This window comes from Accumulibacter sp., assembly GCF_031732815.1.
In the GTDB taxonomy this organism is placed as follows: Bacteria; Pseudomonadota; Gammaproteobacteria; order Burkholderiales; family Rhodocyclaceae; genus Accumulibacter.
Genome location: NZ_JAVMKF010000268.1, coordinates 72710 through 86947, shown reverse-complemented (window position 1 = coordinate 86947; position 14238 = coordinate 72710). Strand labels below are relative to the sequence as shown.

Sequence of the window (14238 nt, the reverse complement as noted above, 5' to 3'; positions counted from 1 at the left end):
CCTTCAACGAAGCCCGCTCCGAAGAGCGGGATGAGACCCGTCGCTTACACCCATCGAATTTTGCAAGGAAAATCCGCAGTTGCGCGCGGACCTGTGCGGCTGCCTGCCGAGACCCGCCGTGCAAATCCTCTCGGCGGTCTCAAGCGCCGGATATTTTAGACGTTTTCCCCCGCGCGAACCCCCCGGTATTGCCGCGCGTGCTGGGGGTTCGCGCGGCAAGCGGCATTGCCCAGCCGAAGACGCCTCCGTAGGCGTTGCTCGCGATCAGCTCCGACCGCCAGCGGATCACCCCCAGAGCCTTTGCTTCGCGCTCGTCCAGCCTGGCGGCGCCCAGGATCAACGCAGCCAGGCCGTCCGCTCCCAGCCATTCCGCGCACGTCGGGTAGGTCCAATGGTGCGGTTCCATGCCAACCGTGTAGCCGTTGACCATAGGCCACAGCGGAAGCGACTCCCAGGCAAGCCAGTAGGCGCCGAGCACGCCGAATTTTGGGGCCGAACTGACGTCGGTGGCGGTCGAAGCAGCGTCAATCCGAGCGGCGGCATCCCAGCCCCAGCCCTGCAGGTCCTTGTCTTCGTAGCGCCATGGGCCGATCAGTGCCTCCTGCAGCTTCAAGCTGACATCCTGCGCGCACAGAGATCGCATGATCTCGCGAGCATTGGCGATGAACTGATGCCGCCCGCCGAAGAGCCGCAGGTTGCTCGCGCGAACCTTCTCGGCGGTTTCCGCGGCGTATGCTACCAGCCACTCGCCGGGCATCTGGCTGGCCAGTCGGCGGTAGCCTTGCGCGCCATCGATCTGGCGCGGATCATCGATCAAGCTTATTTCGGGTGCCTTCAGGCGGCCCGGCAGAAGTCTGGCCAGAAAGTCGATTGCGTCTCCCTCCCAGGCCAATTCCGGACAGAGCTCTTGCCAGCGCAGCCTTGCACCCGGCAGCAAGCGCAAAGCCCCGTAGGCGGCCATCACCGCGACCGGATTGTTCGCTCGCAATGCGCTGAGCTTCACGCCTGTTCCTCGACGCTCACCGTCCAGTCGGCGAGCCGTAGCAATGCCTCCAGGTAGGCCAGTCCCCAGGGGCCGTAGGTCCGCTGCAGACAGGCCCAGCACTCGGCCCAGCCAGCCAGCTTTTGCCACAGGCCAAGGTCGGGAGCGGCGGGCAGGAGGGGTCTGCCATGACCATGGTGGCTGCCGACCAAGTAGCGCACCAGAGCACCTTTCTGCAGGACGGCCGAAGCCATCTCGTGTCGCCAGCCGCGCGGCAAACTGAGCCAGCGACTGTCGCCGCCCGGACCTTTTGCGAGCAGGAGCGAGCCGTCGCCACCGACCATGGCCTGCCAGCGGCGATCCTCCTTGCCGGCGTCGTGTCCGGCACCAGCTCGCCGCATCGCGTCGACCAGATCATCGCCGAGACCGCTGGCCTGCGCCAGGGCGGCGGCACGCACGCCGACCGCCTGCAGATGCTCCCTGAGGGCCACCTTGCGCAATGCACTCTGACTCGTCCACTCCGACGCTGCCAGTACTACACAGCCACCGGGATAGGCCAGCACGCGCCCCGGTTCGCCGTCGAGTTGCACGGTCTGGCGGGCCAGGTCCTGCCACGCGACAGCGCCGGCGTGGTCGTCGGCGAGCAGCGCGCGAATCTCGCTGGCCAACTCCGGATGAACGGATGGATGCAGGCGCACCCGCCGCCTGGTGTCGCCGACATCGGTGACCGAACTCGTGCTCCGCGGCGCCCAGCCATAGCGGTCGCAGCCTCCCGCTTCGGCCGGTAGAACCAGGGTATCGCCGGCGCGTGCATCACCGCTATCAACTTCCAGCGCCTGTTCCCCGTCCCAGCGCAGGTATTTGCGCTTGCCGCCTTTGTCGCCCCGCACCAACTCTCCACCGTCAAGGTCGGCGATGTCTTCGCTCCAGCAGCGCAGTGCATGCAGCGGCACCGCCAGCAGTTCGTCCTGGACAGGCGGTGCGGCCTCGATCGACGTACTGTCCCAGTCCGCACGCCAGCACAGGTAGACGTCCGCCGAGCCCGATTTCCAGCCGTGCAACCAGGGGGCAACGTTGATGCCGTGCTTGACCGATGTGCGGGACAGCATGTCGACGTGAGCGGCAAGCAGGAGAGGCGCGTCTTGCTCCTCTTCTTGCGGAGGGGGATTCTCGACCAGCAGCCGGTTCATCGCGCTGACCCCGAAGTCGACGGTTTTCGGCTTGCCACTGGCGACCGCACTCAGCCAATTCCAGGCGCGCTCGATGTCCTGGCCGTAGATGGGATCGGATTTCGTCTTCGGCCGCTGGTAGACGATCACCCCCGGCGTCTCAGCCAGTTCGCCCAGGCGGTTGAGACGGCCAAAACGCTGGCGAAGGGCGGAAAGCGGCGCGCATTCGGTGACCAGGCCGTCCATGTCGAGGTCGGCGCCGACCTCGATGGTCTGTGTCGCCACGACGAAGAGCGGGGCGCGCTGCCCTCTGCTTCCGACGGCCATCCGCGGGAGGTACTCTCGGGTCAGCGCTGTCTTGTCGCAGGGGCGGATGCGTCCGATCAGGAGTACTGCTTCGGCCTGACCTTGCAGGTGCTCGAACACGGCGCGCGCGCGGTCGACCCGGTTGCACACCACGGCTATGACATCGGCACCTTGCCGGCGCAAGCTCAGTGCGGCACCGATCAGGGCCCGTGCGAGGTCTTCGTTTGCGGCAAGCTTGACGAGCGCGGCCGGCTTGCTGGCCTTGAGCCGGCGTGACAATACGGGATGCGCCCAGTCGGCGGCGCTCAGACCATGGGCTTTGCCGCCGTCCCAGGTGGCGGACATGGGCAGGAAGCGCCAAGGTAGCGGCAGAGCATTCCCCCGTAGCGCGGCAACGCTGGTCAGCGTCTGCAGCAGCGGCCGTACCAGATGAACCTCGTCGACCACGAAGAGCGCGTCGTTGCCGAGCAGCCCGGCGTGGATCGATGCCGCGCGCGGACTGATGCCGTAGCCGCTGAACAGCAGTCGGGAGCCGACCTGGTCGACCGTCGAGAGGATCACCGTCGGGCGCAAGGGATCGGCCAGCCAATCCTCCTCGACGGTCAGGCCGCCGCGCAGGGTAACGACAGCGGGTTGCTGCTGCGGGTCGAGGCTGGCGGCGAGGGCAAGAGCGTACTCGGTGACCCCGTCCACGACCAGCCGCCGGTCGATCACATAGACCAGCCGCCGCGGAACCGGGCGCCCGTGCAGCCGCGCCCACAACCATGCATCGATCACGGCCGTCTTGCCACTGCCGGTCGGCGGCGTCAGAGCGTCCGGCCAGTCGTCGGCTGCCATTCGCATGGCCAATGCCGCCTGCCAGGGGAACGGCGGGTAGCCATGGCGTGCGGCATACCAGGATGCAAAGCTTGGTGAGTCTTGGGCCATGGTGTCGGTCACCGGGGATTGTTGGTGGACGGAGGCTGAACGAATCCGACGGGCGAATGTTGGCCGCGTGCTATCACCTGACGACTCGCGAATCATCAACCGGACGCAGCAGGCCCAAACCGAAATGGCGGTCCTTGCCGACAAGCAGCGGTCCGCCGACCCGCCGGTCGAAAGCCAGGACTACGTGAGTCCAGCATCCACGGCCGCGAGGGCTGAACGCGCGGGCCAAGGGCGCAGCCCTGACCGCGGACCATTGGCTCACTTGCACGTCGACCGGGCGCGGATAGCCCGCCATCTCGACCGAATCGGCCAGCACCTCCTCGACGCGCTGGCCGCGCTTGGGGTGGCGGTCGAGCACCACCGGGGTGACCGACGCCCATGTTCTGGATGGAGCACACCATGTTCGCCGCCATAGACCGTGTGGAGTCTGCTGGTGTGCCGGCGGCAGACCGACACTCACTTGTCGGTCGCCGAAGTTCACGTGCTTGACCTGCATCAGCGGTAGCACGCAGTCCGCCCGCGCACTATCGTCGATGCCGTGCGGGAGCCACAATCCGAGCCCAAGCACGTGACCGCGCGCATGCGTGTGGCCCACGTCAGGGATGACCGCCCACGCGGCGTGGTCGCCAGCGTGGCCGTGCAGGAGCGGCGAGGCGCCGTCACCTGCTCGGCTGAGGACGGCGGCGCGCAGGCCGCTGGCCAGTTGCACCGCCCGACGCATATCTACCACGCCAGCGGGGCGCAGCACCAACAGTTCGCCCCAGGGCGATGGCGCGACGCGTTCTGCGACGTCCGTATAGCGCACCATGCCCGCGACGCTGGCCCGCTGCCCAGCATCGAAAGCGGCATCGAGTTCGTCGAGGCGACCAGCGTGCGGCACGCGCAAAAGTTGATCGCCGGTCGACGAGGGCGCCAGGCGATGCGGCATTTCCGGCACCTCGTCTACCAGCGAGAAGGCCACCGGCGTCTTGGCGCGTCCCAGGTAGGTGACGCCAGTGGCGATTGCCGCCAGCGGCTCCTGCAGGTCGCTCGGCGCATCAGGCCAGATCAGGTAGACGGGGCCGCCAATGCCGACGCGGACAGGGTCGTATTTGACGACCTTGGTGCGACCCCAAGGCCGCCTCTTTGGTTTTCCCAACGAAGCCGCGTCCGTGTAGATCGAGCCTGTACGGGCAGCGCTGGCATCGGCGAAAGCCACTTCCGGCGCCAGCCCCTCCAGCTTGCGTAAGGGCTGCGGGTCGATGCCCGTACCGTAGGCAGTGGCGACCAGCGCCTGGAAAACCCGATCGGGGTGCGGCGGCCACTCCGAAGTCGCATGCGCCGCCGGGTTCGCCGCGTGATAGACGCCGTTCAGGAAATCGATGCGAAGAGCCAGCATCAGCGGCTCCGCGCGACCAGTTGCTCCAGGTTGTTGTCAGCGGTGAACAGCACCGGGCTGGCGATGTCGATGTCCGCGAGCGCGCGCTGCAAGGCCTGCCGCGAATCTGCTACGGTAAGCGCGAGAGGTTCGCTGCTCCCCGTTCGACGGATGGCCCAGACGACGCTGTCGGCGACCAGTTCGCAGTCTCGGCGCAGATCAAGACCGTCCTCGATGACCGCGGCGATGCCGTAAATGCCCATCAACGCAAGCGCGGTTCGCGCCGCGAGATCTTTCTCTCCGTTGCCGCCGAAGTGGTAGCGACGCAGGCGCGAGAGGCTCAAGGCCCCACACAGCGTGATGTCTTCAACCAGGACACCTTTGGGATCCAGGCTTAGCGCGTTTCCGTGATTGATTTCGGAAGGTTTGACCCGGCGGGGAAACGTGTCTTTGGTTTTGTTGTCTTTCGCGGGTATCTTTGCGTCATGCTCAAGGGCCAGCCGCCATGTACCGTCAGCCTCCTCGACAATGCCCTGGGTGCTGCCTTCGATGTCCAGCGGATCCATCCTGTTGCCTGCGCGCTGAACCAGAAGCGCATTTCGCCCGAAGATTTCCACGCTGACGCACGCCGGCCACTTGCTGCCGCTGCCTGTCCGACGCCCTGTTTGAGTCGAGTCCCACCCGCCGAGCAGCAGCACGGCGGGATCGTAGCGCAGCAACGCGGAGGCATCAGCCGGACTGGCCGCGATGACCTCCCGGCCGATCGCCGTCTGGCGGAAGCGCTTGCCGTCGAGCAATGAGTCGCGCAGGATCGCGTCGTACGCACGGTGCGGAATCTGCAGCGTCGACAGCGTTTGGCCCGCCACCTGGAGGCGCAACGGGTCGAGCCCAAAATCCGCGCGCCTCAACTGCTCCTCTATCCGGTTGGCGAAGGAAGCAGCGCTGTCGATACTGACCCAAGTCGCCACCCCATCCGCGTCCGGTTCGGTCATGTTGTGTTTGTGGGGCGCGTTCGCGTAGGTTGGCGGCAGCAGGTGACGGCTTCCAGAAAGTGTTGAGAGGCTCGCTTTGACGCTGATGCCAGCGGCTTCTGCCGCAGCAGCCCTGACGGTGGCGTAGAGGTCAGACATGCTCGTTCCCCGGTCGTTGGTAGTTGCCCACAAGTCAGCAAGGTTTCATTGTATCGCCAACTTGCGTCGAAAAATGAAGCGATGAATCCGCTGCGGCAGATCAGGCCTTCCACCCGCAGATCGTCCGATGCGCTGCCTGCGCGCTTGTCAAAGCAAGCCCGAGCGTGCGCGTCCCCGTTCATCGTCACCTGTCGGCCGACCGACAGGCGCCCACAACCATCGACTGGCCAAGAAGAGCGGCGGCGGCTGGCATCCCTTGTAGCCCGATCTGCAGAACTTCGGGCGCCGCCGAAGGGTGTTGGCGTCTGAGGATCGGGCGACGGACTTGCCCCGATCGCCGCGCTGGTCGGCATGGCGCGCTGAACAACGCGGCCTCATCGGCCTGCCGCTGAAGCGCGCGATGCCGCGAGCGAAGCGGAGGTGCCCGCACGCGGGAGGAAGGGTCTGCAGGTCTGCAACGGAAAAGGCGGGCGTTTGACACCAGGCGCTGCGTGCCAGGCCAAGGCCAGCCTCGCTGCGTATGTCTGGATGCCTGATTTTTTGCGTCTTGTCGTCATATTTTGTAGTTATACTATTTGCTTCCGTACGGGTCCGAGCTGTGCCTGGACGACCGGACGGTGGCTTGCCGTTCCTCCCCTTACCGAATGACTGTCAATGTTGATCGAGACGACATGAGCCGGCGACTTGCATGCTCTCGTCGCAGCAGGCTGATGAGTCGCCTTGCTGGCTCGAGGTTGAAGCGCGCGGCAGCCGGTCGGGCTGGCGCCTTTACCGCCAGGCGCCGGCCAGGGGCACGGGCCCTGACGGAGATTCGGATCCCTGCAAGACTGTTCTCTCTGCATGTCTTTTGACGGAAAATCCTCGATGAAATCACTGCACACCCGGCTGACCTGCCTGGTCGGCGGACTGATCGCATTTTCGATGCTGCTTTTTGGCGCCGCTTTCTATCTGCAGATGCGCTCCCAACTGATCGAGTCGGTGGCATCGGAAACGCGCGGCACGGCGACTGGCTTTGCGCTTGCGACGGGCGAATGGGTAGCGTCCAAGGGGCAAATGGTCAGTGCACTGAAGTCGGTGATCGATAAGCCGGAAGCCGAAAAGTCGTTCGCAACCGCCAAACTGGTTGGCGGATTCGATTCGGTCTATGCGGGGTATCCGGACAAGCGTTCACTATTTTCTGAAGCTCAGCCCGACCTTCCAGCCGACTGGGACCCCACGACAAGACCGTGGTACCAGGGCGCAATGCGCGCCGGCGCGGACCAGATCGTCGTCACCAAACCCTACGAGGACGCGGGCAGCAACAAGCTGGTCATTTCGCTTTCCGCCCTGGTCAAGGAAGGCGAACGTGTGCTTGGCGTGGTGGCGGCCGACCTGTTCATTGATCGTGTCGTCGGCGAAGCACTGACTATCAAGCTGGCCGGCGAAGGCATCGGTTTCCTGCTGCATCAGGACGGGACGATTCTCGCCCACCCGACCAAGGAAGCGGTCATGAAGCCGGCCAGCGAGCGCTTTCCGGAACTGACGGCGGAGCGCATCGCCCAGGCCAAGGGCGCCGCCAACACGATGTTTGAAACGCGCGCTATCGACGGCGACCGTCTGGTCTTCCTGGCCCCGATCAAGGCGACCGACTGGCTGCTTTGCGTGTCGCTCGACAAGGCAAAGGTGCTGGCACCACTCGACCGCCTGCTGCTCAACCTGATGCTCGCCTTGCTGGTGACGGCCGCCGTCGCGGCATTCCTCGTACGCCTCGTGCTCGGTCGCATGCTGCGCGGTCTGCATCAGGTGCGCGGCAAGATGGTCGAAATCTCGCGTGGCGGCGGCGACCTGCGCGTCCGCCTGGATGTCCTGTCGAACGACGAAGTCGGCGAAACGGCGGGTTCCTTCAACCAGTTTCTCGATCAACTGCAGCGCATGGTGATATCGCTCAAGGACGAGGCTCAGCGTCTGAACAAGGATGTCGACCAACTCGATGGCAACATCAACGACCTGGCGCGCGCATCGCTCAGTCTGACCGAGAGTTCAAGAGCGAACGCGACCGCGGTCGACGACATTACCCAGGCTGCCTCGAAAATTGCCGATACTGCCGGCGAGACCGAACAGTTGATCCGCGCGACCGGCGAGCTTTCGCAGGAAAGCGCCTGCGAAGTCGACGCCGTCGCCGCGGACGCCGAGCTTTCGATCGGTCACGTGCAGGAACTTGCGCGCGTCATGGCGAGCCTTGACCGCCGTTCCGAGGAGATCAGCAGCATCATCAACGTCATCAAGGGCATTGCCGATCAGACGAATCTTCTCGCGCTCAATGCGGCGATCGAGGCGGCGCGCGCCGGCGAACAGGGACGCGGATTCGCCGTCGTTGCCGACGAAGTGCGCAAACTGGCGGAGAATACGGCCAAGGCAACCGTGGAAATCGCCGGAAAGATTGCGGCCGTGCATGACGAAACAAGTCAGGCCGGACTGACCGTCCAGTCGACGGTAGAGTCGGTCAGCCGCGGCGTCGAGCGGTCGCGCATCGCGGCGCAGCGGATCAAGGAGATCAGCGCAAAAATGGACGAGGCGATTGCGCAGGTGGGTGAAATTGCCCGCTCGACGCTCGCTCAACGCCATGCGACGACGGCAATGGTGCACACCAGCGAAGTGATCAGCCAGCGCGTCGAGGCTGAGGATCGCGTCATCCAGGACGTGCGCAGCACGCTCTCGGCCCTGGCCGACAATGCGCACAACACGCGACGGCTGCTCGACGGTTTTCACGTGTAATCTCAGCCCACGCGTCGGGAATCGCCCCGGTCTTTCAGCCTGGGGACACCGCGGTCAAGCAAGCGAAGGGTTCAGCTTGGAGGACTTGCGCCAGTCAACGGCGGCTGAGCCAGCCAACGAACGGGCAGCAAGCAGATGATCGACATTGAGCCTGTGCGGTCGTGAATTGGCCAATCACGGCAGGATGAAGACCTGATCGCCACGCGCCAGGCGCGGCTGACGGCCGCAACCGTAAGCCATCCGGGAAGCGCTGCTCTGGTCGAGGACGCCGAACTCCCGCCACTGTGGCACTGGCGCTAGCTTCTGGAGGGTGAGCCGGCCGACCGTCTGGTTCGAGATCGGCGTCAGCGGGGGTCGGTTGCGTCACTAGCCTGCTGCGGGCCGCGGGGAACTGCGCGAAGGATCAGCACAGCGCGCCGACCGGCGAAATCACGGTTTCCGCAGCGTCACCAGTATCCATCCGCGCAAGAAGCGCAAGCAATGCACGCGGCTGATCAGTTTCTCGAAACACATGCCAAGGAAAAAGGCCAAGCCATTGAACATCAGGTAGTTCGGGTACTGGCTCAGATACTCGAACGATTCGACGCGCAAGCCAGCGGCGCTTGCCAGTTGCTCGACGGCACCGCGCGTGTTGGTGCGGTAAGCCGTGGGAAACGTGTCTTCCTCGGCACGGCCTTCGACCATCCGGACGACGCGCGCGTGCAGGCGATTCGGGATCAGGCGTGCGACCTGGGTCCCATAGTCCCACATGTTGGCGGTGAGAAAGACAATGACCCCGTTTGGCCGCAGGATGCGCGCGAATTCCCGGTAAACCGATTGCGGATCCTGCAGGTGTTCGAACACGCTACGCGACATGATCACATCGACGCAGGCGTCCGGCAGGGGGATTTGCGCGAGGTCCGCGTTGTAGGTCTCAATACCGGCCGGCACATCTGTAAACGCGACCAATTCGACACCGATCAGTCGCTGCGCTTTGCCCAGATAGGCCCGCAGCACAGGGGCGGTTCGTCCGCAGCCGGCATCAAGCAAGGTCGCTGTCGGGCTCAGGTGCCCGGACACGCGGCGCTGAAAGACGCGGTAGGGATGTTCGCTGTCGTCGTAATATCGTTGGAGCAGTCTTTCGGCTAATGTCGACATGGTGTCCTTGAGCTTGATCAGAATCCGGATGTGGTCCGCACGACTGGATTTTCGAACGTGTACGCGACCCGAGTCAATGGACTATCGCACAGCAGGCCCGGATCAGTGCGTACGTGGCGACGCGCGCGGCCTTTGGACATCCGGCACGCTCGCGCACGCAGCGCCACCGTCTTGCGGCGCGCAGGAGGACACGCTTGCTCGCGCGCAGCCAGCGCACGCGGCCCAGACCTTCGCTGTCCGCGCCAGGAAGCCACGCTGCCGACCTGAGGAACATTGCCCGCGGCGTGATCAAGCGAGCAAGCCGGCACCGGCCGTCTTCGCCCATTTGCCCGCCCTGGATCAACGGGCTATCGAAAAGTCATCGCCGAATCGATGGCTTGCGTACCATGAGATGGACGAGTGGCACTACATGCGCGCAGTTTCCGATTCAGCTGATCCGTTTTCTGGTTCCGCCGATTGCGGCGCTGATGCCCGGCCCGCGATGGATTCCTCGCCGGTCCGGTTCGGCGACAGTGGCTTTGCGCACATGCAGCGAGCAGCCGTTGCGCCGTTTGCAGGTCGCGCTCACCCGACGCCGGGAACGCAGAGGATGTTCCGCAGGGTCGCCCAGCTATCGATGATTCCTGCGGCCTTGAGGTCGACACGCAGACGCTGAACGCACTGGCAGGTGAGCACGGTAATGAAGAGATGTCCGTCCGGGCGTGCTTCCTCTTGGTATGGGATGGGTTGCAAGCTGAGCTCGCTGTACAGAATGCGAAGGACACCCGATCGCTGGCGCAGCGCTGCAGCGGATTGACGCGGTCTGCGCCGCCGCAATGCGACAGGTGATCCGCGCAGTACGCCGCCTACCCGGCCAGTCCGAGTGCACGCAGCCAGGTCGTTGCCAGATCGTGTGCAGGCAGATCGACGCAGAGCGGCGGCGGCCGATCTGGCTGACTGCTCCAGAGGACGTAATCGACCTCGCCGCTTGGTACTCCGCAGCGCGCGTAGACCGCGGGCATGATCGGCACGTGATCGCCGAACCAGCAGAGGCTGGCCGGTCGCGTGCCGCGTTCGAGCGTGCGGCGCAAGTCAGCAATCATTCGATTGGCATTGCGCAGGTGGCGCAGGTAGATGGTCAGATCGTCGCAACCGGCGGGCGGCGGCTGAGTGTACAGCGCGTCGACCTCGCCTGGCTCGACACGTTCGAGGTGCAGCGGTCCGTGGTTCTCCATCGTGATGACGAAGATGAACAACGGGCCGCTGGCCTGACGCAGGATGGCGGCGACGTGCTCGGCGAGCGCGGCGTCGCTGACGTAGGGGCCGCAGCGCTCGGCCTGCGCGAAGGTCCGCAGGTCGAGGAACTCGCCAAAGCCCAGGCGTGGATACGCGCGATCGCGCCGATAGAAGCTGGCCGGATAAGGATGAAGGCAGATCGTACGATAACCCAGGCGTTGCAGATGGGACGCCAGCGTCGGCAATGCGCACCCGGCGGCAAGCCGGCGGTAGGGGTTGAAGCGGTGGACGCCCAGGTGCTCGGCGGCGATTCCGGAAAGAAAAGCAAATTCGGTGCGCACCGTGTTCGCACCCCAAGCCGGAACCTGCAGCTTGCCGTGCACCAGTGCTTCGCTCTGCAGGCGATCCAGCTCGGCCAGCAGCTCGCGGCGGATTCCCGGATGGAGCGCACGCGCGTCGAAGAATGATTCGCTCTGCACGGCGACCAGATGCGGCAGCTCGGCTGCCGACTTGCCCGGCAACAGGCGCTGGAAAGGAAACGCGAGTTGCAGAGGAAGCTGCTCGGCCACGCGATAGCGCCACAGACTGGCGAGCAAGCCAAGCGCGCGGACGTCGTCTTCCGGGACGAAACTCGCCGCCGGCAGTCTGCCCTGACCGGCCCAGACGAGCAGCATGCCGCCGACCAGGACGACGAGCGCTGCGCCCAATTGTCCCGACCAGGCGAAGCGCTCACCCGGGATTGCTTCGCCGAGCAGTCCGACGAGCACCGCCAGGACGAAGCCGCCGGCCGCGCCGATGAATTTTCCCCAACCGAGGAAGGGGATGTAGAGCCGTGGATGGCGGATCGCGTCGGTGAAGTATTCGTAATCCTGGAATACGAAGGCTTCGCGCAGCGCCTTCATCTTGGCGTTGTTGACCAGCACCAGCAGGAGCAGGAAAGCCGACAGGGCAGCACCGGCAAACCATGGACGGCCGAGGAGGAGCGTCAGCACGGCATGCGCCAAAGCACACAGGCCAATGTGCACCGCCCACGCCGAAGCCGGCCGAAGCAGTCGCGGGCACGGCGTCATCAGGCGCTCGATCAGCAGCGAGCAGCCGACTGCGCCCGAGGTGGCGGCGAGCACCGTGGCAAACGCCGCGTCAGGCGCCATAGCCCAGCCAGCGCAGGATGCGCAGGGCAACGGGCGCAGGCAGGACGGCCAGGAACCAGGTGCCGAGATTGAGCGGAAAGGGAAAACTGATGCGCGCCCGGTTGCGCTCGAGGCCGTGCCGGATCGCCCGCGCCGCCTGCTCGGGCGACAACAGGAAGGGCTTCGGCCCCGGCATCGCAGCGCACATCGGCGACTTGACGTAGCCCGGCATGATCACGTTGACGCGAATCCCCTCGCGCCCCAGCCAGCCGCGCAGCGCTTCGCCGTAGGCTTTCAGGCCGGCCTTGCTGGCGCAATAGGACGGTGTTACCGGCAGGCCGAAATACGCCGCCAGCGAGCTGACCAGGGCGATCTGCCCGCTGCCGCGCGCGCGCATCGCCGGCAACACGGCGTGCGTGACGAGCATCGCCGCCTTCAGGTTGACTTCGAGCACGGCTTCCACCTCCGCCCATGCTTCGGCCTCACCAGCCGGGCCGATGTGGCTGTTGACGCCGGCATTGACGATCACCAGATCGAGCGGCCCCAGTCCTGTCAGCCAATCGTGCAAGGCGGCAAAGTCGCGCACGTCGAGATTGCGCGCATATACCGTCGCCCCCAGCGCCCGACAGCACTCGGCAACTGCGCCCAGCTTGCCTGCGTCGCGGCCATGCAGGTGGAGCGTCACGCCCGGACACGCGTAAGCCTCGGCCAAGGCGGAACCGATCGCGCTGGTCGCGCCGGTGATCAGGATTCGCCGGCCCTCGTCGTCAGGCGCCGGCATGCGCACGCCTTTCCCGCCACGACCAATGGAGGACCATGCCGAAACCGACGCAGACGGTGAGGTTCAGCGGAAGCAGGAAGTAGTTCCCCTGCCGCCAGGCAAGAACGATGGCCAGCAGGGAATAGACAAAGGTGAACAGCTCTCCGGCAAGCAACAGGCGATTGATCCGCGGGGCGCCCACGCGGCGCTCGTCCGCCCCCTTCGGCGTCCGGTGGAACTCGCCGTGCACGCCGCCCAGCGCGCGCAAGCCGCCGGCGAAGTAGTACCACGCCATCGGCAGGAACATGGCGACATAGCGATAGATATCCCAGAGTGCGCGCACGACGCTGGCTGCCTGATCAAGGCGGACACCCTGGCGGATACCCCGGTCCGCCCCGAAGGCATTGTCCAGCGCCCAGATCGCGACCAGCACGAAGAAACCGACGGCGACCCATTGCATGCCCGAACGCCCGAAGTCGAGCAGGTAGTTGAGCGGCAGGCTGAGGAGGACGAGCAGATAGATTGCAGCGAGGAGCAGCGACGAGAACATCGTCGAAATCGCGTGCAGTCGCCGAATCAGAGGCATGCGTTGGCGGAACATCTGGCCGACGTGTTTGCACGCGCCATGGATCAGGCCGCGCCCCCAGCGTTCGCGCTGCACGCGAAAGGCGCTGATCGTCTCGGGCAGCACCGACAGCGAGATTACCTGCGGCAGATAAGCGTACTTCCAGTCGCCGAACTGCGCCCGGTAGCCGAGATCCACGTCTTCAGTCACGGTGGACGCGTTCCATCCCCCCAAAGCTTCGACACAGGCACGCCGCCAGACGCATGAACTGCCGCTGAGCGAAACCATGTCGCCGTCCTCGCTCAAGCCGACGGTAACGTATTGCTGGTGCCCCATCTCCATCGCCTGAAAGCGCGTCAGGAACGAGACGTCGCGGTTCTCGTAGGCGATCCCGGTCTGCAGGAAACCCAGAGCGGGGTCGCTGAAACAGGGAATGGTCTGCAACAGGAAGTCTTCCGGCGGAACAAAATCCGCGTCGAAAATGGCCACGAACTCGCCGCTCGCCTGGCACATGCCATGCCGCAGATTTCCAGCCTTGTAGTCCACGCGCTGCGGCCGACGGAGCAGCCTGACATCGATGCCGCGTGCGGCATGCGCGTCGACCGTGGTCTGGGCAAGCTCGCTGGTCGCATCCGACGAATCGTCGAGCACCAGGATCTGCAGTGCGCCGGCCGGATAGCGCAAGCGACACGCGGCGTCGATCAGGCGCTGCACGACCGCTGCTTCGTTGCAGATCGGCAGGAGAACGGTAACCGGCGGGCTGAAGTTCTCGGCGCCGGCGGCCGGCGCTGGCGACAGCTCGCTCA

Annotated in this window: 10 protein-coding genes; 1 reads left to right on the top strand and 9 read right to left on the bottom strand. The window is 65.3% G+C overall.

What is annotated here, in order from left to right; genetic code table 11:
- Positions 1-139 precede the first annotated feature (139 nt).
- The 4 genes from RKP46_RS15925 to cas7u form a co-directional block, all read right to left on the bottom strand.
- On the bottom strand, positions 140-817 hold the full coding sequence (locus tag RKP46_RS15925; RefSeq protein WP_311107527.1) for a hypothetical protein: 678 nt from the start codon (positions 815-817) through the stop codon (positions 140-142).
- A 182-nt stretch (positions 818-999) separates the two neighbouring features.
- The gene (gene cas3u, locus RKP46_RS15920; protein WP_311107526.1) at positions 1000-3384 is read right to left on the bottom strand and encodes a type I-U CRISPR-associated helicase/endonuclease Cas3; all 2385 of its coding nucleotides are present in this window, start codon (positions 3382-3384) and stop codon (positions 1000-1002) included.
- A 73-nt stretch (positions 3385-3457) separates the two neighbouring features.
- Positions 3458-4762: a type I-U CRISPR-associated protein Csb2 gene (csb2, locus tag RKP46_RS15915; RefSeq protein ID WP_311107525.1), complete on the bottom strand. Its 1305-nt coding sequence runs from the start codon at positions 4760-4762 to the stop codon at positions 3458-3460.
- The gene (gene cas7u / locus RKP46_RS15910; protein ID WP_311107524.1) at positions 4762-5871 is read right to left on the bottom strand and encodes a type I-U CRISPR-associated RAMP protein Csb1/Cas7u; all 1110 of its coding nucleotides are present in this window, start codon (positions 5869-5871) and stop codon (positions 4762-4764) included. The genes csb2 and cas7u overlap by 1 nt, the downstream gene beginning before the upstream one ends.
- Before the next feature lie 864 nt (positions 5872-6735).
- Here cas7u and RKP46_RS15905 point away from each other — a divergent pair.
- Positions 6736-8625 (top strand): methyl-accepting chemotaxis protein, encoded by a 1890-nt coding sequence (locus RKP46_RS15905; protein ID WP_311107523.1) that lies wholly within the window; start codon positions 6736-6738, stop codon positions 8623-8625.
- A gap of 429 nt (positions 8626-9054) precedes the next feature.
- Here RKP46_RS15905 and RKP46_RS15900 read toward each other — a convergent pair whose 3' ends face one another.
- The 5 genes from RKP46_RS15900 to RKP46_RS15880 form a co-directional block, all read right to left on the bottom strand.
- Entirely contained in the window at positions 9055-9762 is a 708-nt protein-coding gene (locus RKP46_RS15900) for a class I SAM-dependent methyltransferase (protein WP_311107522.1), read from the bottom strand.
- A 564-nt stretch (positions 9763-10326) separates the two neighbouring features.
- Positions 10327-10494 (bottom strand): hypothetical protein, encoded by a 168-nt coding sequence (locus tag RKP46_RS15895; RefSeq protein WP_311107521.1) that lies wholly within the window; start codon positions 10492-10494, stop codon positions 10327-10329.
- A gap of 113 nt (positions 10495-10607) precedes the next feature.
- Positions 10608-12128, bottom strand: coding sequence for an LTA synthase family protein (locus tag RKP46_RS15890; RefSeq protein ID WP_311107520.1), 1521 nt, complete (start codon positions 12126-12128; stop codon positions 10608-10610).
- Positions 12118-12888 carry an SDR family NAD(P)-dependent oxidoreductase gene (locus RKP46_RS15885; RefSeq protein ID WP_311107519.1) on the bottom strand — a complete coding sequence of 257 codons (771 nt, stop codon included), beginning with the start codon at positions 12886-12888 and terminating at the stop codon, positions 12118-12120. Before RKP46_RS15885 ends, RKP46_RS15890 begins: the two co-directional genes overlap by 11 nt.
- Positions 12875-14238 (bottom strand): glycosyltransferase (locus RKP46_RS15880; RefSeq protein ID WP_311107518.1); only part of this gene is annotated, 1364 nt, incomplete at its 5' end. The genes RKP46_RS15885 and RKP46_RS15880, both read right to left, overlap by 14 nt.

Bases quoted from the DNA above. Each gene is read 5' to 3' on its own strand.
- RKP46_RS15885 (WP_311107519.1), bottom strand. From the start codon at position 12,888: ATGCCGGCGCCTGACGACGAGGGCCGGCGAATCCTGATCACCGGCGCG.
- cas7u (WP_311107524.1), bottom strand. From the start codon at position 5,871: ATGTCTGACCTCTACGCCACCGTCAGGGCTGCTGCGGCAGAAGCCGCT.
- csb2 (WP_311107525.1), bottom strand. From the start codon at position 4,762: ATGCTGGCTCTTCGCATCGATTTCCTGAACGGCGTCTATCACGCGGCG.
- RKP46_RS15890 (WP_311107520.1), bottom strand. From the start codon at position 12,128: ATGGCGCCTGACGCGGCGTTTGCCACGGTGCTCGCCGCCACCTCGGGC.
- RKP46_RS15900 (WP_311107522.1), bottom strand. From the start codon at position 9,762: ATGTCGACATTAGCCGAAAGACTGCTCCAACGATATTACGACGACAGC.
- cas3u (WP_311107526.1), bottom strand. From the start codon at position 3,384: ATGGCCCAAGACTCACCAAGCTTTGCATCCTGGTATGCCGCACGCCAT.
- RKP46_RS15905 (WP_311107523.1), top strand. From the start codon at position 6,736: ATGAAATCACTGCACACCCGGCTGACCTGCCTGGTCGGCGGACTGATC.